This window comes from Leisingera sp. M527, assembly GCF_025141525.1.
GTDB lineage: Bacteria > Pseudomonadota > Alphaproteobacteria > Rhodobacterales > Rhodobacteraceae > Leisingera.
Genome location: NZ_CP081037.1, coordinates 3,302,005 through 3,322,816, shown reverse-complemented (window position 1 = coordinate 3,322,816; position 20,812 = coordinate 3,302,005). Strand labels below are relative to the sequence as shown.

General features: G+C 61.8%; 21 protein-coding genes, 1 pseudogene and 1 riboswitch. Of the genes and pseudogenes, 9 read left to right on the top strand and 13 right to left on the bottom strand.

Translation table 11 applies throughout. The features are described from left to right. Positions 1–65: 65 nt before the first annotated feature. From K3555_RS16450 to K3555_RS16410, 9 genes are read right to left on the bottom strand one after another with little or no spacing between them, the layout of a single operon-like run. The gene (locus tag K3555_RS16450; RefSeq protein WP_260006304.1) at positions 66–890 is read right to left on the bottom strand and encodes a 3-keto-5-aminohexanoate cleavage protein; all 825 of its coding nucleotides are present in this window, start codon (positions 888–890) and stop codon (positions 66–68) included. A 4-nt stretch (positions 891–894) separates the two neighbouring features. Beyond that, positions 895–1,776: an intradiol ring-cleavage dioxygenase gene (locus K3555_RS16445; protein WP_260006303.1), complete on the bottom strand. Its 882-nt coding sequence runs from the start codon at positions 1,774–1,776 to the stop codon at positions 895–897. Positions 1,777–1,780: 4 nt separating this feature from the next. Then, positions 1,781–3,565, bottom strand: a complete 1,785-nt coding sequence (locus K3555_RS16440; RefSeq protein WP_260006302.1) for an FAD-dependent monooxygenase — start codon at positions 3,563–3,565, stop codon at positions 1,781–1,783. A gap of 2 nt (positions 3,566–3,567) precedes the next feature. Next, the gene (locus K3555_RS16435) at positions 3,568–4,656 is read right to left on the bottom strand and encodes a branched-chain amino acid ABC transporter permease (protein ID WP_260006301.1); all 1,089 of its coding nucleotides are present in this window, start codon (positions 4,654–4,656) and stop codon (positions 3,568–3,570) included. Further along, positions 4,656–5,519, bottom strand: a complete 864-nt coding sequence (locus K3555_RS16430; RefSeq protein ID WP_260006300.1) for a branched-chain amino acid ABC transporter permease — start codon at positions 5,517–5,519, stop codon at positions 4,656–4,658. Before K3555_RS16430 ends, K3555_RS16435 begins: the two co-directional genes overlap by 1 nt. Continuing rightward, a complete protein-coding gene (locus K3555_RS16425) occupies positions 5,516–6,223 on the bottom strand; it encodes an ABC transporter ATP-binding protein (RefSeq protein ID WP_260006299.1) in 708 nt (235 codons plus the stop codon). Before K3555_RS16425 ends, K3555_RS16430 begins: the two co-directional genes overlap by 4 nt. After that, positions 6,223–6,942: an ABC transporter ATP-binding protein gene (locus K3555_RS16420; protein ID WP_260006298.1), complete on the bottom strand. Its 720-nt coding sequence runs from the start codon at positions 6,940–6,942 to the stop codon at positions 6,223–6,225. Before K3555_RS16420 ends, K3555_RS16425 begins: the two co-directional genes overlap by 1 nt. Before the next feature lie 58 nt (positions 6,943–7,000). Then, positions 7,001–8,272 carry an ABC transporter substrate-binding protein gene (locus K3555_RS16415; RefSeq protein ID WP_260006297.1) on the bottom strand — a complete coding sequence of 424 codons (1,272 nt, stop codon included), beginning with the start codon at positions 8,270–8,272 and terminating at the stop codon, positions 7,001–7,003. Positions 8,273–8,302: 30 nt separating this feature from the next. Beyond that, entirely contained in the window at positions 8,303–9,364 is a 1,062-nt protein-coding gene (locus tag K3555_RS16410; protein ID WP_260006296.1) for a maleylacetate reductase, read from the bottom strand. A 91-nt stretch (positions 9,365–9,455) separates the two neighbouring features. Here K3555_RS16410 and K3555_RS16405 point away from each other — a divergent pair, with 91 nt between their 5' ends. Beyond that, the gene (locus tag K3555_RS16405; protein ID WP_260006295.1) at positions 9,456–10,406 is read left to right on the top strand and encodes a LysR family transcriptional regulator; all 951 of its coding nucleotides are present in this window, start codon (positions 9,456–9,458) and stop codon (positions 10,404–10,406) included. 82 nt (positions 10,407–10,488) lie between these two features. Here the strand turns inward: K3555_RS16405 and K3555_RS16400 are convergent, their stop codons facing one another. Then, positions 10,489–11,193, bottom strand: coding sequence for a GntR family transcriptional regulator (locus K3555_RS16400; RefSeq protein WP_260006294.1), 705 nt, complete (start codon positions 11,191–11,193; stop codon positions 10,489–10,491). Between the two features lie 173 nt (positions 11,194–11,366). Between K3555_RS16400 and K3555_RS16395 the strand changes: the two genes are divergently transcribed. From K3555_RS16395 to K3555_RS16390, 3 genes and pseudogenes are all read left to right on the top strand, one after another. After that, the gene (locus K3555_RS16395) at positions 11,367–11,681 is read left to right on the top strand and encodes a hypothetical protein (protein WP_260006293.1); all 315 of its coding nucleotides are present in this window, start codon (positions 11,367–11,369) and stop codon (positions 11,679–11,681) included. A 141-nt stretch (positions 11,682–11,822) separates the two neighbouring features. Beyond that, positions 11,823–12,065, top strand: a pseudogene (locus K3555_RS25020) (hypothetical protein); the annotation flags it as partial. 14 nt (positions 12,066–12,079) lie between these two features. After that, complete coding sequence (locus K3555_RS16390) at positions 12,080–12,322, top strand: hypothetical protein (protein ID WP_260006292.1); 243 nt, start codon at positions 12,080–12,082, stop codon at positions 12,320–12,322. 199 nt (positions 12,323–12,521) lie between these two features. On the opposite strand, the gene K3555_RS16385 is transcribed toward K3555_RS16390, so the two are convergent. Both K3555_RS16385 and K3555_RS16380 read right to left on the bottom strand, forming a co-directional pair. Further along, positions 12,522–12,914: a hypothetical protein gene (locus K3555_RS16385; protein ID WP_260006291.1), complete on the bottom strand. Its 393-nt coding sequence runs from the start codon at positions 12,912–12,914 to the stop codon at positions 12,522–12,524. 80 nt (positions 12,915–12,994) lie between these two features. After that, complete coding sequence (locus K3555_RS16380; protein WP_259987276.1) at positions 12,995–13,150, bottom strand: hypothetical protein; 156 nt, start codon at positions 13,148–13,150, stop codon at positions 12,995–12,997. 191 nt (positions 13,151–13,341) lie between these two features. Between K3555_RS16380 and K3555_RS16375 the strand changes: the two genes are divergently transcribed. Together K3555_RS16375 and K3555_RS16370 are read left to right on the top strand one after the other, a co-directional pair. Continuing rightward, on the top strand, positions 13,342–14,544 hold the full coding sequence (locus K3555_RS16375) for a GTP-binding protein (protein WP_260006290.1): 1,203 nt from the start codon (positions 13,342–13,344) through the stop codon (positions 14,542–14,544). Further along, a complete protein-coding gene (locus K3555_RS16370) occupies positions 14,537–14,806 on the top strand; it encodes a DUF6525 family protein (RefSeq protein WP_259997359.1) in 270 nt (89 codons plus the stop codon). The genes K3555_RS16375 and K3555_RS16370 overlap by 8 nt, the downstream gene beginning before the upstream one ends. Positions 14,807–14,855: 49 nt before the next feature. On the opposite strand, the gene K3555_RS16365 is transcribed toward K3555_RS16370, so the two are convergent. Next, positions 14,856–15,236, bottom strand: coding sequence for a helix-turn-helix domain-containing protein (locus K3555_RS16365; protein ID WP_260006289.1), 381 nt, complete (start codon positions 15,234–15,236; stop codon positions 14,856–14,858). A gap of 124 nt (positions 15,237–15,360) precedes the next feature. Between K3555_RS16365 and K3555_RS16360 the strand changes: the two genes are divergently transcribed. From K3555_RS16360 to K3555_RS16350, 3 genes are all read left to right on the top strand, one after another. After that, on the top strand, positions 15,361–16,002 hold the full coding sequence (locus K3555_RS16360; protein ID WP_260006288.1) for an NAD(P)H-dependent oxidoreductase: 642 nt from the start codon (positions 15,361–15,363) through the stop codon (positions 16,000–16,002). 276 nt (positions 16,003–16,278) lie between these two features. Then, positions 16,279–17,961: a 30S ribosomal protein S1 gene (gene rpsA / locus K3555_RS16355; protein ID WP_259987267.1), complete on the top strand. Its 1,683-nt coding sequence runs from the start codon at positions 16,279–16,281 to the stop codon at positions 17,959–17,961. A 599-nt stretch (positions 17,962–18,560) separates the two neighbouring features. Further along, positions 18,561–18,770: riboswitch (cobalamin riboswitch) on the top strand. 155 nt (positions 18,771–18,925) lie between these two features. Next, positions 18,926–20,809 (top strand): TonB-dependent siderophore receptor, encoded by a 1,884-nt coding sequence (locus K3555_RS16350; protein ID WP_260006287.1) that lies wholly within the window; start codon positions 18,926–18,928, stop codon positions 20,807–20,809. The last annotated feature ends 3 nt before the right edge of the window (positions 20,810–20,812 follow it).

Sequence of the window (20,812 nt, the reverse complement as noted above, 5' to 3'; positions counted from 1 at the left end):
GGTCTGCTCAGTTGATGTTGCTGCTCCAATATTGACCCGCCGCAGGTCCAGGCCGAATTCCAGTGTCAGGCCAAGCCGAGAATTTTCCGCGCCTGGGCCGGCGTGGCGACCGGGCGGCCGTGCCGGTGGCAGATCTCTGTCACCCTTGCCACCAGTTCGGCGTTGGACGAAGCGAGCCGGTCTTTGCCGAGCCGGATGTTGTCCTCCAGTCCTGTCCGCGCGTGGCCGCCATTGGCGACGCACCATTCGTTCAGGGTCAGCTGGTCCCGGCCGATCCCCGCAGCGCACCATTCTGCACCGGGCAACAGGCGGTTTACGGTCTTCACGTAGTAGTCAAAGACGTCGCGGTCGGCGGGCATGGCGTTTTTCACCCCCATCACAAACTGAATGTACAATGGCCCCTTCAAACGCCCGTCCGCCTGCATCCGTGCAGCCTGGTGAATGTGGCTGAGGTCAAAGGCCTCGATCTCGGGTTTCACACCGTGGGTAATCATCTCTGCCGCCAGCCAGTCCACCAGATCCGGCGGATTCTGGTAGACGCGGGCGGGGAAGTTATTCGACCCCACCGAAAGCGATGCCATGTCCGGCCGAAGATGCAGCATGCCGCCCCGGGCCTTGCCCGCGCCCGAACGTCCGCCGGTGGAGAACTGGACCACCATTCCGGGGCAGTGCTTTTCCAGCCCTTCCTTGAGACGCGCGAACTTCTCCGGATCCGATGAGGGGGTCTCGTCCTCATTGCGCACATGGGCGTGGCAGATGCTGGCCCCGGCCTCAAACGCGGCATGGGTGCTCTCGATCTGTTCTTCGACCGTGACCGGCACTGCCGGGTTGTGCGCCTTGCGCGGCAGGGAGCCGGTGATCGCGACGCAGATGATGCAGGGTTTGCTCATGCCGTCAGCCCTTTGCCAGAACAAAGTCGTGCTCCACCAGATAGAAGGCCTCATCGAATCCGGCTTCCTGCAGCGCTGCCGGATCCTCGATCAGGTCGAATTTGGCCATCAGGCTTTCCTTCACACCAAAGACCGCGTCGGAGTTGATGTAGGGGTCATCCGGGTCGAAGATGTGGGTGGTCAGGCTCTCAAACCCATCAGCCTCGAGGATGTAGTGGAAATGCGCGGGCCGGTACGGGTGGCGCCCAAGGTCGCGCAGCAGCTTGCCCACCGGGCCATCATCCGGGATCGGGTAGAATTTCGGCTTTACGGCGCGAAAGCTGTAGCTGCCATCGGCACCGGTACGAAACACGCCGCGCAGGTTGAAATCGGGCTGGATACCCTTTTGCTGCACATCGTAAAACCCCTCGTCATTGGCCTGCCAGACGTCGATCTTGGCGCCCGCGACCGGGTTGCCATCGGTGTCGAGGATCCGGCCCCTGACCAGCATTGGCTCGCCCTTGCCATCAAGGCAGATGTTGGAACCCATCGGCAGCTCCGGTGCCTCGGCCACGTGGAAGGGGCCAAGCACCGTGCTTTCGGAGGCGCCGGAGGGTTTGCGGTTGTTGATCGCATCCACCAGCATGGAAACGCCCATGATGTCCGACAGCAGGATGAACTCCTGCCGCCAGTCATCGCAGGTATGGCCGGTTTCCGTCAGGAACATGATGGTCCTGAACCACTCTTCCTGGCTGGGCTCCATTTCCTTAATCGCGGCGTGGATGTGTTTCACCAGGATATTGACGCAGTCGCGCAGCCGCTCGTTTTCGGCCTTGGCATTGCGGGCGGCAACAACCTCGGCGCTGGTATCTTCTGTGAAATAACCTTTTCCGTGTTCATCAAACATATCGTTACTCCGCTGCCATGGAGGCCGCCGCGCCGCGGCCGAAAATATGGGAAAACACCCGGCGCAGTTCGCCCTTGGGATCCGAGGCCATTTCCTCGGCGCGCCAGCAGACGTGGTGGTCGGGACGGACCAGGATGCAGCCGGAATCAGCAATTTCCGAAGCCCGCGCCCAATCGCCGGTATGGTCTGCGAATTTACGCCGCGGCCCGATCAGACGCACCGTCAGCGGCAGACCGAACTCTGCCCCCACGGCCTCTGCCGCCTCTTCCCAGGCCTCGCCGCCGATGCCGGTCAGCAGGGTAAAGGCCCCCTTGCCGCATAGATCCAGGGTCGAAAGCTTTTCTCCGGTTTCAGGGTCGAACACCCAGACATGCGGCAGCCGCGCGCCCGGCCAGGTGGTGGGCTGGTAGTGCAGTTCCGCGTCCAGCTCGAATGCCGGTTCCATCTGCCCGTCGGTGACCACCGCATCGGATTTGTAGCGCTGGTTCATTTCCACCCCATGGGCGTCGAACTCGTACTTTTTGAAGGCAATCGCCTCGCGGATTGCGGCGCGCTGTTTTTCCGCCTCTGGCGTGGTTTCACAGCGGGCCGCCACACTGGAGCGGATCTCCTCAAGGCTGGTGCCGCCGGTCATGCCGAGGGTTTCAAAGATCGGGCCGAATTCGCTGATCGACTGGTTGGCGCGGGTCACGATCTGCTTGGCAACCGGTGCGCGCTCGGCGGTGTAGCTGTCCAGCAGTCCGGGGGCAGCCTGGCCATTCAGCACCGCGGCCAGTTTCCAAGCGAGGTTGAAGCTGTCCTGGATCGAAGTATTGGAGCCAAGCCCGTTCGAGGGCGGGTGCCGGTGTGCCGCATCGCCCATGATAAAGACGCGGCCATTGTGCATCCGGGGGGCATAGGCGTTGTTCACGGTCCATGTATTGGCCGAGATCAGCTCGATTTCCAGCTCCGGGTCGCCGACCAGCTGCCGCGCGACCTGTGTTGCCATCGCCTCGTCCACAACGGGTGCGGGTTCGTTGATGTCATAGCCCCAGACGATCAGCCATTCGTTCCACGGCCGCACCATGCGCACCAGCCCCATGCCGATGCCGCCGACGTCGGCGCCGGGCTGCATGACCCAGTACAGCACGCTGGGCCGGTGAGCGACGTATTTCGACAGGTCCGCGCGGAACAGGATGTTCATCGACCCGCCGACGCCCATCTTGCCTTCGATCGCAAGGTTTTCGTTCTGCGCCACCAGCGAGTTGCCGCCATCAGCACCGACAAGGTATTTTGACCGGACCGTGAATTCGCGGCCCGACAGGCGGTCGCGGCAGGTGGTGGTCACGCCCTCCGCGTCCTGCGTGTGGCTCAGGTATTCGGTGCTCATCCGGGCCTGGGTGCCGCGTTTGCAGGCGGTGGAGAACAGGATCGGCTCCATGAAGGTTTGCGGCAGGTCGTTCATCATTGTCGGGCTGGACAGCAGATGCTCGGCCTTTGACAGGGGATGGTTGCCCCAGCTTTTCATACGGCCGATTTCTTCCCCCGCAAGGCTTTCGCAAAAGACATTCTCGCCCATCAGGTCCTGGTGGGCCGCATGCATATAGGCCTCCGCTTCGACATCCTGCCCCAGATCGCGCAGCACCTCCATCGTGCGCTGATTGGTGATATGGGCGCGGGGGGTGCTGGCCAGCCAGCCGTAGCGGTTGATCGCCATATTCGCGATGCCGTAACTTGACAGAAGCGCCGCCGTTGCAGAGCCCGCAGGCCCGGTGCCGATGATAAGCACGTCGGTTTCGATCTCAGCCATGATTAATCCTCCTTGAGTGTGCCGCCGTTCAGACGCCGCTGAACGGGAAAAAGCTGAATGCCGGTCCGGTCGGAGAACCCCCCCCATAGGCCGCGCGGCGCCAGGAGCATGACCGCGATTCCGATAAGACCAAGCGTGAACAGATACCAGCTGCCAAAGTCGGCCAGCAGCGATTGCAATGCGAAGAAGATGAGAACACCCAGGATCGGGCCCTCGATGGTGCCGATGCCGCCGATCACCACGATGAAAATCACGTAAGCCGTCCAATCGGTGACGCTGAAGGCGGCATCGGGGCTGATGCGGGCTTTCTGCACATAGATAAGCGCCCCAGCCAGCCCGGTGCCAAAGCTGGCCGCCAGGAACACCAGCCATTTGATCCGGCCAGCATCGACGCCGACGGATTTCGCGGCTTCCGGGTTGTCGCGCACAGCCGACAGCGCCAGCCCGCGCCGCGAGCGCAAAAGCGCGTAGATCGCTGCGATCACCACCACCGCCAGCAGCAGTGCCAGCCAATAGGTCAGGATATCGCGCGCGGCGGCGGTTTTTACATCCAGTGCGGATTTGATCCAGTCGGTCGCCCACATCCCGCGGGTGGCGGTGCGGGGCAGGGAGGTGCCGGTGCCGCCGCCAAGTGTTTTAACCTGCGCAAGGAGCAGCCGCGCGACTTCGGCCATGACCCAGGTGCCAATGGCGAAATAGGCGCCGGCAAGGCGGAAGGCGAAATAACCCATCGGCACTGCAAGGACCGCCGCCGCCAGCCCGCCCAGCAGGATTGCAGCAATCGGATCGATGCCTGCGATGATGACGCCGCCGAACATCGCATAGGCGCCGGCGCCGACAAAGGCCTGCTGGCCGATGCTGACCAGACCGCCGTAGCCTGCAAGCAGGTTCCAAAGCTGTGCCAGCACCAGCATGGTCAGGATGAAAAACAGATCCTGGATCAGCCCGCGCCCGGCAAAGAAGGGCAAAACCGCCAACAGAAGGACCGCGCCGCAGGCCAGCAGGCCGAACAGATTGGACGCCTTTGTGCGGGTCGTCACGCGGAACGGTGCCGCCGCAGCAAGTACCGCAGAATGTGTAAGATCAGCCATCAGTCCACCGCCCTTGGAAACAGTCCGCGCGGCTTCACCAGCAGCACGAGCAGGAAGGCCAGGTGCCCGGCCAGAATTTGCCATTCGGGATTGACCGCGGCGCCCAGCGTCTGTGCGACGCCGATGATGATACCGCCCGCCAGCGTGCCCCACAGGCTGCCAAGGCCGCCGATGATCACAGCCTCAAAGGCATAAATCAGACGGGCAGGCCCGATTGCCGGATCAAAATTCGCCCGCATCCCAAGGTAGAGCGCCGCCAGCGTCACCACTAGCATGGCAATTGCCGTAGCCGTGGCAAAAATGCGCCCGGGGCGGATGCCCATCAAACTCGCCGTGACCGCATCATCCGAGGTGGCACGGAAGGCACGGCCCAGCCCGGTGCGGTAAAACAGCTGGTTCAGCCCCAGGATCACAAGAACGGCGGAGGCAAAGGTCAGAAGCGGCAGCAGCCCGAGGCTGAGATCGCCCAGCTTGATTGAAGCGGTGGCGATCGCACCGGCCGGCAGGCGCTGGCTGTCAGCGCTGAAACCCTCAAGCAGGGCGTTCTGCAGCGCGATCGACAGGCCGAACGTCACCAGCAGCGGCGGCAGGATATCCGTCCCCAGCGTGCGGTTCAGCAGGTGCAATTGCAGCAGCCAGCCGGCAGCGAACATCACCGGCGCGGCCACCAGCGCCGCCGCAAACGGCGGCAGTCCCAGAAGCGTTACCAGGACAAGGATCAGGTAGGCCGTGCATACAATCAAGTCGCCATGGGCCAGATTCACCAGCCGCATAATCCCGAAAACGAGGCTGAGACCGGCCGCGAACAGCGCGTAAAGCCCGCCCAGCAGGATGCCCTGCAGTATTGTGTCGATCCAGGTCATGCGGCGGCTCCGAAATAGGCTGCGTGAATATCCTCGCGGCGCAGATCTTCGGGACGCCCTTCAAGGGTGATGCGGCCCTCCATCATGCAGCAGACCCGGTCGGCGGCTTTCATCGCCTGGCCGATATCCTGTTCCACCACGATCAGGCTGGCGCCGCTGGCCTGGATTTTCGGCACGGCGGCATAGATGTCCCGGATCACCACAGGCGCCAGGCCAAGGCTGATTTCATCACACAACAGGACCTTGGGGTTCGACATCAGCGCGCGGCCGATGGCCACCATCTGCTGCTGCCCGCCCGAAAGCGCAGTGCCCGGATGGTGCCGCCGTTCTGCAAGGATCGGGAACAAGTCGTAGATCGCCTCCAGGCTCCAGTACCCTTGGACCTTGCGCCCGTAGGTGCCGATCAGAAGGTTCTCCTCGACCGAGAGAGAAGGGAACAGTTTGCGCCCCTCCGGCACCATCGCAAGGCCCAGCGGCATGATCTGATCCGCACTCAGGCCCCCTACGGGCCGGCCCGCCAGATGCACCATGCCGGGGGCCGATGGCAGTACACCTGCCAGCGCCCGCATCAGGGTTGTTTTTCCCGCGCCATTGGCGCCGATGATGGCAAGGGTTTCCCCTTCGTCCAGCCGCAAGTCGACGCCGAACAGCGCCTGAAAGTCACCGTAACGGGCGGTAAGGCCGCGTGTTTCCAAAATGGGCATCAGACACCGGCCCCCAGATAGATGTCGCGGACCTCGGCCCGGTTCATGATGTCATCCGGTGTGCCAAGGCCGATCACCTTGCCGAAATTCAGCACCAGGAGCCGCTCAACCACCGAGGTGAGCGCATGCAGAACATGTTCGATCCAGATAATGGTAACGCCGCGGGCATGGATGCTGCGGATGGTATCGATGAGGGACAGGCATTCGCCCTCGGTCAACCCGCCGGCGATTTCGTCCAGCAAAAGCAGCTTGGGATCCGTTGCCAGCGCACGCGCCATTTCCAGCCGCTTGCGTTGCAAAAGCGCGAGGCCGCCCGCCGGTTGGTTGGCCGCCTGCAGCAGTCCGCATTGGCTTAGAATGCGGGCGCAATCGGCCTGCACATCCCGTTCGGAGGCCTTGCGGCCATGGGTGGCGGCCACCAGCAGGTTCTCGAAGACGGTCATGTTGCCGAAGGGCTGCGGCACCTGGAAGGAGCGGCCGACACCCGCGAAACAGCGCTGCATGGCGGGGGCCGCCGTCACGTCGCGCCCGTCAAAGCGGATGGATCCTACGTCGCTGCGCAGATTGCCGGTGATGAGGTTGAAAAGCGTTGATTTCCCCGCGCCATTTGGTCCGATGATGCCAAGTGCCTGGCCCGCCGGAACCTCCAAGGTGACGTCATCAGCCACTTTCAGCTGGCCAAAGCTTTTCGACACGTTCTGCAATGAGAGAAGGGTCATGTCAGCGGCTCCGGCCATCCCATTGCAGCGATGGGGCAAATCCGGGTTCCATTCAGCATCATGAAATGGGTTCCATCACACCGCCCGCCGGCACTTCGGGCGCGGTGGAACTGTCAACGATTACAAGGTCATAGCCGCCGTTTTCCGTCAGCCGCCATTGACCGCCCACCAGCGGTGTCTTGGCCACGTTTGCCTGTGCAAAAGGCGGCAGGCCTGTGCCGTCAAAGGCGATGCGCCCGACGATGGAAGCAAGCTCGGTGGCGGCGATTGCTTCGGACACGGTATCCGCATCACCGGCATCATCCACGCGGGCCATCACATCAGCGGCCATCTCGAACAGCGCATGGGCAAAGCCGATAGGCTGGGTCCACTGCCGCCCGGTTGCGGCGGTGAAGCCGTGGGCCAGACCGGCTGCGGACTGGCCCGTCAGTGAGGAGCTGAACGGATGGTTCGGGGACCACCAGACTTCAGAGCTGAGGTTGTGGCCTGCATCCCCCAGGGTTTCGACAGCCTGCGGAAACAGGACCGCCTTGCCGATGGTGGCAGCCTTGGGCGCAAAGCCCTGCTGTTTGGCCTGGGTCCAGAATGTGGTGAAATCAGGCGGGACCGGCACGCCTGTCACGATCTCCGCTTCGGCCTGTTTGAAGGCGTTGATCTGGGCAGAGAAATCATCCGTCAGGTTCTGGTAGCGCCCAGGGTCGGTCAGCCTGTAGCCGCTCTGCTCCAGTGCCGGCGGGAAGCCCAGCACCGGGTCGCCCCAGGCATTGCCGTCGCCATCATTGGGGTACAGCGCGCCGACAGATTTGTTGGTGTCCAGCTGGCTCCACATGGCATTGAAGACCGCGATGATGTCCTCCAGCCCCCAGAAGAAGTGATAGGCATAGTGAAACCGCTCCCACGACCCCGGATCGCCGGAATTGCCCTGCTGCCCGGCGAACCAGGGCTGCCAGGGGGCAACGGTGGAGATGCAGGGGATTTCCTCAGCCTCGCAGGTTGTGGCAACCGGGTTGGTTGTTTCCGGCGTGGAGGCGACAAGCATCAGGTCGATGCCGTCATCCACGATCAGCTCGCGCGCCACATCCGCAGCGCGGTTCGGGTTCGATTGGCTGTCTTTGACGATGACCTCAAAATTCCGGCCCGCGTCGGTTGCAGCAAAGCCGTCCAGGATGAACCGGTCCGCCTCGGAAAAGGCCGCGAGCGGGCCGGATTGCGGACTGATGTAGCCCAGCTTGATTTTTGCACCCCGTGCCAAGGCGGGCGCGGCGAGTCCGCTTGTGCTCAGCAGCCCGGCAGCGGTGCCTGTTTTCAGCAATGTTCGGCGGTTGATCATGGGGTCTCCTTCCTGATGACAGCTCATGGTTCAGTTTCCCGGCGCGTCTCCTCCCCAGGCGCGCGCCAGCAGGTCCCGAATGCCGGACCGGGTGATTTCCTTTGGGTTCCAATAGGGGTTCTGCACTGCAAGAGCGGCAGCGCGGTCCAGATCCGCCTCCGCCAGCCCCAGATCGCGCAGGGCCATCGGGGCGCCGTGATCCTTGGCGAATTGCCAAAGAGCGGCCGCCGGATCGGAACTTCCAAAGATTCCGCCAACGGGGGCCAGCAGGCCGGGCACGGCAGCAGCGTTATAGGCGGCGGCATGCGGCAGCACGATGGCATGGGTTTCGGCGTGCGGCAGACCGAAGCTGCCGCCAAGTGTGTGGCAAAGCTTGTGATGCAGCGCCATGCCCACCTGGCCCAGTACCGTACCGCAGGCCCAGGCAGCCTGCTGCGTGGCAAGGCGCGCTTCCAGCCCGGCCGGATCCTCCAGCACCCGCGGCAGGGCGCCGGCAAAGATACGCAGCCCGGTCAGCGCCAGTTCAGTCGACCGTGGATTGCGGTCCTGCGCATAGAGCGCCTCGACGGCATGGGCCATGGCATTGAGCGTGCTTGTCACGGTCATCGGTACCGGAAGGGTTGCCACCAGTTCCGGGTCATAAAGCACGGTGGCCGGGCGCAGATTGCTTTCATTTACCGTGGTTTTCACCCCGTTTTCAGTCTGGCCGAGGATCGGCGTGCATTCGCTGCCGGCATAGGTCGTGGGCAGGGCAATCTGGGTGACGCCGCTGCGCAGGGCCAGTGCCTTGCCAAGCCCGATGGTCGAACCGCCGCCGGCCGCCAGCACAGTGTCCGCGCCGACATCCTGCAGATGGGCCAGGGCTTCCTCGGTCACCTCGACCGGCGTATGCATTGCGGCGCGGCAGAACACACCTGCCGCCTTGGCGCCCAGCTGCGCCGCCAGCTCAAGTCCGAGATCCGATTGATGCGGTGTGGTCAGCACCAGAACGCGGTTGGCATCCAGCGCAGAAACATGACGGTCCAGGGTACGGTGCAGCCCCGCCTCAAAGATGACGGTCTGATCTGATCCGTATTTTGCAGTGTCGAACATGCCGGGTGCCTCCAAACCGGGTGTGACACCAGTATGATGGATAATTTTTCGAACTTGATCGAACTTGAAGGCATTAATATACCCTTGTGATATGAAGCTGGATCCCCGTCATCTTGAAATGCTGTTTGCCATCGTTGATCGTGGCGGGTTGACCGAAGGGGCAGAGCTGCTTGGCAAGTCGCAGCCAAGCCTTTCGCGATCGCTTGCGATGCTGGAGGAGCGCGTCGGCGCCCCCTTGTTTGAGCCGGGCAGGCGCCCGCTGCAGCCAACCGAATTGGGCCTCGCCCTGGCAGAGGAGGGCAGAAAGGTCTTTCTGGCAGTGCGCCGCAGCGGTGCGGTTCTGGAACAGTTCCAGCGCGGCAAAAGCGGCGCAGTGCGGGTTGCCGGCACGCCGGTGTTCCTCGACGGGGTGATCTCGCCCATGATCGCCGAGTTTCAGATGGGCTACCCGGACGTGCGCATCGACCAGAGTTATGGCTACCCCGGCGATCTGATGCCGAAGCTGAAGGAGGGAACCCTTGACCTGGCCATTCTGCCGATGCGGCAGGCGTCAATTCCTGAGGGGTTTTCCTTTGACCAGATCCTGCCCGGGCGCAACGTCATCGCCTGCCGGGCAGGGCATCCGCTGGTCCGGCGCGGGGCAGTGAAGCTGCCGGAAATTGCGCAGTATTCCTGGATTGCGCCACCGGCGGACAGCCCGCTTTACCATGACCTGCGCGCGGTGCTTGAAGGGATCGGAGTGAAGGACTTCAAGGTCAGTTTCTCCGGCGGCTCCCTCAGCGCGGTGGTCAGTATCCTTACGGGGTCCGACGCTCTGACGGTGCTGCCGTTTTCCGTGGTGTTCATGATGCGGCGCCAGAAATCAATCAGCGCCCTGCCGGTCCGCATTGGCGATCCGGACCGGCATTTGGGCATTTTACGCTATGAAGCCCAGCCAATGCGGCCCTCCGTCAAGCGGTTCGCGGGCTATATCCGGAGCGAGTTCAAGACCCTGTCCGCCAGTATCACCCGTGTAGGCCAGGATGCTGTCTGGCGGCCTTAAGATGCCGGTTGCAGGCGCTGGGCATTTCCAATTCCGAACCTGGCGCCAGCACCGCAGGCCGCCAAGCGTGCCGGCGCAAACCTTACAGATGAGTCGTCATTTTATATCCGGGAGCAAAAAACAGCTTTGCCAGCGTTACAGGCTTGGTGCGCAGCCAAGTAATCCTTTCCGCAGTGAACAACGGATCCCCCAATGGGGCGTCCAGAAACTCGGACACTGTCTGATCGGCCTTGGTCGCCATGAAGCTCAGCTCAAGATTTGTGAAGGGTACTTTTTGCACCAGCCAGTCATTCGGACCGGATTGGGTGAAATCCGCCTCCAGAACGTCGGGGATGCTGTCTGTCACAACCCAGCGCACTTCATACTGGAACGGCGCATTGCCGGCATAATGCATGCATCTGATATGCAGAACCTCCTGCTTTTGAGGGATATCAAGCCGGGCTGACAGCCATGCCGGGGCGGGCATGATACGGCTTTCCACCAGGGAATACCGGTAGGCGGCGCCGGTTTCAGCGATTTCATCCCGCACCAGGGGGATGGAAAACTGGGCTTTGCGGACCGGTGAATTCAAAACCCGCGTCCCGGCCTTCCGTTTGCGTTCCAGATAGCCTTCTTCGGCCAGCTCCCGCAGCGCCCGGTTCACAGTGGTGCGCGTGCTTGAGAATTCAACAGCCAGGTCCGTTTCGCTGGGCAGCAGACTGTCCGGCGCCCAGATCTTGTTTTGGATCCGGTCCAGAACGACCTGCTTGATGTCCCTGTAGCTCATGTTTTCGCGGGGGGCTGGCATTCGGATTCCCAATTCGATTAAAAAAATTTAATGACAATATATATACACATAATGTCCGGGCAGGAAAGCGTGATAACCGGCTTAACAGCCGGTGCGGCCGGATCTGTTGCCCGGCCGAACAAGGCCCGCAGGCACACGCGCAGAAATACAGCTGGCCTTTTTCGGCAATATAGGTGGCAATGTCAATTAACGTGACGGACCGGCGCTCCCAGGTCCGCAACTCCCTGGGCTACCGGATGAGCATGGCCTCGCCGGGGCAGGCGGCGCTGCAAGCGGTCTTGCCGGTTGCGCAGGAAAACGCCGCCCATTTCGAGACCAAGCTGACCGCGCAGGAACTGGCAGCGCTGCGTCTGACCGCCGCCAAACTGCTGCTGGCCGGGCCGTGCATCGTCGCCAAGCTGCAACACATCAGCGGCAATTCCTGGGCGAACTGTTTTCCTACTGCAACCGGCCTGTGCATCTGGGCGCCTATCCGATGGACACCCTGACGCTCCTGGCAGCACTTGCGGATCTGGACAGGCTGCGGCCGCTGTCCCGGACGTCTTTCCGCCGCCCCGAAGCCGCCGGGAAGGGCACGGGCGGACGCGCAGGAACAGCGGGCCTGCTTGTGGGCGCCGGGCCAGACAATGGGTCAGACGCCGGGCCGCAAACACCGGCTGGGCCTTGGCGCTCACGCCAAAAGCGCCGCCACCCGCGACCCCTGCGCCAGGCGCCGCTTCATGGATGGCGCGCACCCGTTCGAGACCCTGAAACGCGTGGCGGATCCCGCCACCTATATCAACGAGGCGAACGCCGCCCGGGTGCCAGAATGCGCCAGCCCGTTCGCCCGCTCCCTGTTCGGTTGTCTCGGTAAGGGCCTGCAGGAGGCCGCCAATACGGCAATTACGTGCGCAATCTCGGCCATACCGCGCGGGTGCATTCGGTGATGGACGGTGGTGTGCCGCAACCGCTCTTGATCGCGGTGCTGTGCGAAGCCATTGGCAGCGGTGGCTCCAAGCTCATGCGCCGGATCTTCGAGGAAGGCTGGGTGGTGCTCAACTCCAAGCCCATCAACCACTTCGCGCTGGCCAAGGATGCCGCCAATTCTTATTTTATGGGCCATGGCGCATCGCCTGCAGGCCTTGGGTAAATACTTTGAATTCCGCTGCTCATGTTCGGAAAAGACAAACGCAGGTTTTTTTGAGGACCTGCAGGCCGTGCCCTGGGTTGAAAAAGTGTATCTGCATATCTCGGACCAATGTCTCGCGCCGGCGAACCGGACAGCGAGCAGGATATCGACTTCTATGCGCACACAAAAGTTTTTTCAAAACTTTTGTGTGCGGCAGCGGTCAATACGGCTGCCGCTCTCCCAGCAGATACCGCGCCGCATCCACATAATCAAAGACCAGCGAAATTGCGATCACTGTGCAGACAGCCAGGATGATCCGCCGCGGCCAAACGGGCATTCCAGGCTGTGCCCGCTGCCGCCACAGCCAGATCAGCAGAGGTGTCCACAGGACCACATGCGGCAGTCCCAAGAGGCGTACATATCCAAGCTGCCCGTATAACCAGTAAACTCCAGCCCCCGCCAATACACTGGCCACCACGGTGGCCAGCCCGGCCACCCGGCTGGGCTTCCAGATCAGCAGCGCCAGCGGCAGGACAAAAGCACCCAGGAACAGAATGTTGACCCAGATTTGCACCCAGAGCGGCTGGCTTGCGATCGCTTCGTTCAGTGTCATTGCAGACCCTCCCGTTCACAAGCCTAGGGAAAGGCCGGATCGTCAGCAAGAACTACAGCGGCGATCCTTCGCGCTTCTGGTCATGCTCGCCGGGCGTCGGCGTGTGGTTGAACGCATAAGCCGTGCGGCCAGCGCATCCGGGTTCGGGTTTTCACAATCGGATGGCCAGCACAACCCATCGCATCCTTGCGGTGCTCGCCGGAGATGATGGCAAGGAAATTCAGTTGCTGGCTCATAGTGCCCCTGCTCTTGACTGCCGGTCCAGACTGCAAGCGAAACACAGCAGCTGAATGCCGTTTTGCGTTATCCGGAAAGCAGAATGCACCCATAGGCCATAGCCCGTCTGCTGGTTCCAGGGTTGCGGGTTGCGATACAGGCTGCTACCCAGTTCGTAATTTTGTTATGATATAACATATGGAGATTCCGCATGACAGATAAGAGGCTGCCGGTTACGGTCCTGTCCGGCTTTCTTGGGGCGGGCAAGACCACGCTCTTGAACCACGTCCTAAACAATCGCGCGGGCCGCAAGGTTGCGGTGATCGTCAATGACATGAGCGAAGTGAACATCGACGCAGACCTGGTGCGCGGCGAGTCCGAACTGTCGCGGCAGGACGAAAAACTGGTTGAGATGACCAACGGTTGCATCTGCTGCACCCTGCGCGATGACCTGCTGCAAGAAGTGCGCCGCCTCGCGGGGGAGGGGCGCTTTGACTATCTGTTGATCGAAAGCACCGGAATTGCCGAACCCTTGCCGGTGGCCGCAACGTTCGATTTCCGGGATGCCGAAGGCGCCAGCCTGTCGGATGTTGCCCGGCTGGATACGATGGTGACGGTGGTCGATGCGGTCAACCTATTGCAGGACTTCAGCAGCCACGATTTCCTCAGCGACCGCGGCGAAAGCCTGGGCGAGGAAGATGACCGCACATTGGTCAACCTGCTGACCGACCAGATCGAGTTCGCCAATGTTATCATCCTGAACAAAGTGTCGGACGCAGGGCCGGATCAGACAGCCGCAGCCATGGCCGTCATCAAGGCGCTGAACCCGGATGCCGAAGTTATCCACGCGGATCATTCCAAGGTGGACGGCAACAGGATCTTTAACACCGGCCGTTTCGATTTCGACCGCGCCCATGAGCACCCTCTCTGGGCCAAGGAGCTTTACGGGTTTGAACACCACGTGCCGGAGACAGAGGAATACGGCATTTCCTCCTTTGTCTACCGCGCCCGGCGACCCTTTGATCCCGCCCAGATCCATGCGGCGCTGAACGGCGATCTGCCCGGCGTGATCCGGGCCAAGGGGCATTTCTGGCTGGCAACCCGCCCTGAATGGGCTGCGGAGTTTTCGTTGGCCGGGGCAATCTCCTCGGTCCGCCCGCTGGGCCTGTGGTGGGCTGCAGTGCCAACAGAACGTTGGCCCGCCCACCCCGAGGCCCGGCGCGAGTTCCTGCAGAACTGGGATGAAACCTGGGGTGACCGCCGCCAGGAGCTGGTGTTTATCGGGGCGGGGCTGGATAAAGACGCGATCACCGCCTGTCTGGATGGCTGTCTGATGCCGGAGGCACCGGGCGGCTTTGATCCCGCCTGGAACGCGCTGGACGATCCCTTCCCTGGCTGGCGCCGCAATGGCTGACGGCAAGGCAGGCCGGAATCTGAACTCCCGCTTGAAACGCCGGCGCCGGGCAGGGGACCCGATGCAGGCCTATGACGCACTGCCGCCCGGGCTGCGGCGCTGGCTGGCCTCTGCCTGCCTGCCTTGGAGTCCGGCATCGGCCCTGAAGATCTGGAACAATGCGGGCGGCAGCAAGGATCCCGGTGCCGCCGCGACCCGGCTGAACGCCGCGGAACAGTCCCTAATGCGGCGCGATGCCGGGGTCTGGAACATCCGCAAATAGCAAGCCCTCGCGGTTGGCACTGATCCGGGCACCCTGCCATTCAGTGCCATCAGGCGGATTTCTTTTCCGCCTCCGCAGCCGCATCGAACTCGGCCCGTGCGGCATCGATCACCGGCAAATGCTCCAGTGCCCAAAGCCCCAGCGCGCGCAATGGCTCGCGGAACGATTCTCCCAGCGGGGACAGCGCGTATTCCACCTTGGGCGGGATCGTCGGGTAATAGGTGCGGCTGACCAGCCCGTCGCGTTCCAGGCTGCGCAGGGTCAGGCTCAGCATCCGCTGGGAAATCCCCAGGTTCCGCTTCAGCTCGTTGAACCGCAGCACCCCGTATTGCGCCAGCGAGATCACCACCAGCACGCTCCAGCGGTCCCCGACCCGCGACAGCACCTCGTTTATGCGGCTGCAGTCCGGGCATTTGGCGGCGTCTGCCATGGCGGTTCCTTCCGTGTTACCGGGGCTCAAACCTGTGCCTTCTTGCGCCCCTTCCGGTACCCCTTAAATAGCCAGTCACAAATATATACCACCCCTGGCAGCCTGCCGAGAAAGGATCCAAGACATGAGCAAAAGCACCCTGATCGAGAAACTGAACTGGCGCTACGCAACCAAGAAGATGGACCCGGCAAAACCGGTGCCGCAGGAAAAAGTCGAGCAGATTATCGAGGCGATCCGCATGGCGCCGACCTCCTCCGGCACCCAGCCGTTTGAGGTGTTTGTCATCACCAACCCTGAAATCCGCGCGCAGATCCGCCCGCATGCCTGGGATCAGGCCCAGATCACCGACGGTTCGCATCTTTTGGTTTTTGCCGCCTGGGACAACTACTCGGAAGACCGCATCGACGCGGTCACCCGCCAGATGACCGAAGAGCGCGGCGAGATTCCGATGCTGAACCAGTACTATGATAACCTCAAGGCGACCTATCTGCCGCGTGAAGAGCGCACCAACCACGACCACGCTGCCCGCCAGGCCTATATCGCGGTGGGCTTCGCCCTTGCCGCCGCCGCCGAACTGGAGGTCGACAGCACCCCGATGGAAGGTTTCACGCCGGAAAAAATCGATGAAATCCTGGGTCTCAAGGACCGTGGCCTGCGCTCGGTCCTGCTGTTGCCGCTCGGCACCCGGGAAGAACAGGGCGACTGGCTCTTGCCGATGAAAAAGGTCCGCAAATCCCGCGACAGCATCGTGACCGAGATCGCCTGAGGCGTGAACACTGCGGCAAACGGCAATCCAGGCCGCTTGCCGCAGCTCTGATCAGCTTCCCCTTGCACGTAACCGGGAATCCGCCTATACGCGCGCTGTCGGTACAAGGGCGGTCAACGTCCGGATGACACATCTGAGCAGGGCTGAGGCACACCTCGGCCCTTTGTGTTTGTTTGATCAGATGTGATTCGGGCCACGTCCTGTGCGGCTGAACCAAGACCGGCGGAGACAACCGCATGGCCAGAAAAACCGTATGAAAAGGAAATCTGAGACCTCATGGCTCAAAACGTATCAATGGAGGACTTCGAAGCCCTCCTGAATGAAAGCTTCGAAATGGACACTCCGGACGAGGGTTCGGTTGTCAAAGGCAAAGTACTGGCAATCGAAGCCGGTCAGGCCATCATCGACGTCGGCTACAAAATGGAAGGCCGCGTTGATCTGAAAGAATTCGCAAATCCCGGTGAAGCTGCTGAAATCGCTGTCGGCGACGAAGTGGAAGTCTTCCTGCGCTCGGCTGAAAACGCCCGCGGCGAAGCCGTTATCTCGCGTGAGATGGCCCGCCGTGAAGAAGCCTGGGACCGCCTGGAAAAAGCATACGCAGACGATCAGCGCGTCGAAGGCGCGATCTTCGGCCGCGTCAAAGGCGGCTTCACTGTCGACCTGGGCGGCGCTGTTGCGTTCCTGCCCGGTTCGCAGGTCGACGTGCGCCCCGTGCGCGACGCCGGCCCGCTGATGGGTCTGAAGCAGCCGTTCCAGATCCTGAAGATGGACCGCCGCCGCGGCAACATCGTTGTCTCGCGCCGCGCCATCCTAGAAGAATCGCGTGCCGAACAGCGTGCCGAAGTCATCGGCAACCTGACCGAAGGCCAAGCGGTCGACGGTGTGGTCAAGAACATCACCGAATACGGTGCGTTTGTTGACCTGGGCGGCGTTGACGGCCTGCTGCACGTCACTGACATGGCATGGCGCCGTGTGAACCACCCCTCCGAGATCCTGTCGATCGGCGAAACCGTCAAGGTTCAGGTCATCAAGATCAACAAAGAGACCCACCGTATCTCCCTCGGCATGAAGCAGCTGCAGGAAGATCCGTGGGATCTGGTTGGCGCCAAGTACCCGCTGTCCTCGGTCCACAAGGGCCGCGTCACCAACATCACCGATTACGGTGCATTTGTTGAGCTGGAACCGGGCGTCGAAGGTCTGGTGCACGTCTCCGAGATGTCCTGGACCAAGAAGAACGTCCACCCGGGCAAAATCGTCTCCACTTCCCAGGAAGTCGACGTCATGGTTCTGGAAATCGACGGTGCCAAGCGCCGCGTGTCCCTGGGCCTCAAGCAGACCATGCGCAACCCGTGGGAAGTCTTCTCCGAAGCCAACCCGGAAGGCACCGAGGTCGAAGGCGAAGTCAAGAACATCACCGAATTCGGTCTGTTCATTGGTCTCGACGGCGACATCGACGGCATGGTTCACCTCTCCGACCTGTCTTGGGACGAGCGCGGTGAAGAAGCGATCCAGAACTACCGCAAAGGCGACATGGTTTCGGCCGTTGTTTCCGAAGTGGACGTCGACAAAGAGCGTATCTCGCTGTCGATCAAAGCTCTGGGCGGCGACAAGTTCGCAGAAGCGGTTGGCGGCGTGAAGCGCGGCTCGATCGTGACCGTGAACGTGACCGCGATCGAAGACGGCGGCGTTGAGGTGGAATACGAAGGCATGAAGTCCTTCATCCGCCGCTCCGACCTGGCGCGTGACCGTGCCGACCAGCGCCCCGAGCGCTTCTCGGTTGGCGACAAGGTCGACGTCCGCGTCACCAACGTCGACTCCAAGACCCGCCGTCTGGGCCTGTCGATCAAAGCACGCGAGATTGCAGAAGAGAAAGAAGCTGTGGAACAGTATGGCTCCTCGGACTCCGGCGCATCGCTGGGCGACATCCTGGGCGCCGCACTGAAGTCGGGCGACGAGTAATCTCCCCGGCCTCACGGCTGCTGAAAACGAAAGCCCCGCAGGTGTCTGCGGGGCTTTTTTCTTGGGTGGGAGAGCTGGTTCGAGCCCATTGCAGAAGTGCCGAATTCTCGCGGCACGCGTGCAGCGCGTCGGCCCGCTACGCTGCCGGAAACCGCCCGCCGCACGGCAAAAGGAAGTGCGGAGGGTTAGGCATGGTTCAGCGATGTTTTGGTGGGCAATGCCCGAGGCGCGGAGACGCCTTTCATTCACCGCGGCTGCAAGCAGACAGGGCAAAAGGAAACACTTTTGACACTACCCGCAAAAGCGGACCTTCCAGTTTTCAACGGGCATTGGAAAGGAGCAATGACGGGCTTGCCTGCAATGCAAGATCTCGCCTCCTAAGTCCCGCTTGAGATTGAACAGCAGTATCGGCCGCGGTTCGGCATACTCCTGTTAGGACTTAAGCCGCATCCCCGGTGCTCAAAATCAAATTTCTTCACGGGGATTTTCCGGACGTAAGCCCCTAAATTAAAACAATTGTTTTTTCATTCCATCCTGAAGCCAATCCATAGCAACCTTGGTTGAGTTTGCTTCCGCTTGACAGAACAATTCCAGTTTGCCTAAGTCCCGGACATTCTGGTCCGGCTGGGAGACCACCCGGGTAAAAGGGAACACGGTGAAGTGTAGCCAACAGGCGCTGAATCCGTGACTGCCCCCGCAACTGTGAGCGGAGAGCAATGCTGCGAGATGCCACTGCCCAAAGGGGCGGGAAGGCGCGGCAAAGCTTCGACCCGCGAGTCAGGAGACCTGCCAGGATGATCACCCTTTCCCGGTGCGGGGCGCGCCGTAGATAACGGATTTCCGTAGTGGTGGCAGTTTTCACCGTCTGCGGAGGCAAAGCCTTCCAAAGACCCGACCCGAATACACTGCCCGCTTGGGCAGTCACTTGGCCTGCGATTGTTGCGCGGGCCGGGAGGAATGGAATATGCGCAAGGCAAGCTTGACCCTGGCCGCGGCCCTGGCCGTCACCCCCGCAATCGCAACCGCCCAGGATCCAGAGGTCACCGACCTGGCGGAGATTATCATCTCCGGCGGCTTCACACCGGTTGAGGCCCGGAAATACGGCCGCTCCGTCACAGTTCTGACCAGCGAAGAGATCAAAGACCGCGGCATCACCACCGTGCAAGACGCTCTGCGTTCCGTTCCCGGCCTGATGATAAACGGCTCCGGCGACAGCTTTACCCAGGTCCGCATCCGCGGCGCCGAAGCCAATCACACGCTGATCCTGATCGACGGTGTCGAAGCCTCGGGCGGTGACAGCGAGTACATCCTGTCCGGCCTGGACACAGCCAATATCGAGCGGATCGAGGTCCTGCGCGGCCCGCAGTCGGTGTTTTACGGCTCCAACGCCTCAGCCGGTGTGATCAACATCATCACCAAGTCCGGCGGTATCGGCACGGAATACGGCGGCAGCGCCGAGGCGGGTTCGGACGACTACCGGGCGTCGGCGCGGATCTCGTCACGGATCGAGCGCGGCGGCATTTCCTTCAGCCTCGCCCATGACAATGACGACGGCTACGATGCCTCCGGCGATGGCGGTGAAGAGGACGGCATCCGCCGCAACACCTTGCAGCTGAAAGGCGATTACCTCGTCACCGACCGGCTGAAACTTGGCTTCAACGTCCGCACTTCGGATGAGCGCTATGACAGCGACAGCACCTCATTCACTGCAACGGATGCGGCTAGCTATGTCGTGGATGATCCCACGCAATTCAGTGACCGCGATGAGCAACTGGCCCAGGTCTATGCTGAACTGGACACCTTGGGCGGCCGTCTGAAGCATCGGTTGTCGCTGGAACGCACTGACTTTGACCGCTCCTTCAATGGCGGCACACCGACAGAGACCAAGACCGAAGCAGCAAAATACCTGCTGAGCTTTGGCCTGGACGGGCAGCCGGCGGATCAGGCAGACCACCTTCTGAACGCAATGCTGGAATGGGAAGAGGACTCCAGCAGCTCTAACCCGGCCTTTGCGCGCGAAACCAATTCGATTGCCCTGGAATACCGCGGCAGCTTTGCCAACGGCCTCGATCTGCAGCTCGGGATACGCCACGACAACAACAGCGTATTCGAAGACGCCACCAGCTGGACCGCCAGTGCCTCTTATACCTTCGCAGGCAGCGGCGTGCGGCTGCACAGCTCTGCCGGGACAGGGATCGTGAACCCGTCTTACTTTGAGCTGTTTGCCAGCAGTACATTCGGCGCCACCACCTACCTTGGCAATCCGAGCTTGCAGCCAGAGGAAAACCGCAGCTTCGATTTCGGGGTCGAGGTACCGTTCCTGCAGGGGCGCGGGCTGGTCGATGTGACTTATTTTGACGAAACCCTGACGGGAGAGATCGAGAGCTACATGGTGAACGCAACCACGTTCTCCTACCGCAACCAAGCCGGTGACAGCGAACGCAAAGGCGTAGAGCTGGCGGCAAGTCTGGAAGCCACCGACACACTTGATTTGCGTCTGTCCTACACCTATCTGGACGCCACCAACCCCAATGGCTCGGTCGAGATCCGCCGCCCGGAGCACGAGCTTCTGCTGAGCGCCACACTGGATACTTTCAATGGCCGCGGCTCTGTCACCGCGGACATCCGGCATGTGGCAGGCAATTGGGACAGCCAGTTCTTTGGCTCCTTTGCCACAGCTGAGCTGCCGGATTACACCACCGTTGATGTGGCTGCTCAGTATGAGCTGACGGATAACGTGGTGCTGACCGGGCGCGTCACCAACCTGTTCGACGAGGACTACGCGGACGTCTGGGGCTACGCCAAGCGCGGCCGCGCCGCCTATGTCGGCGTAAGGGCCTCGTTCTGATCC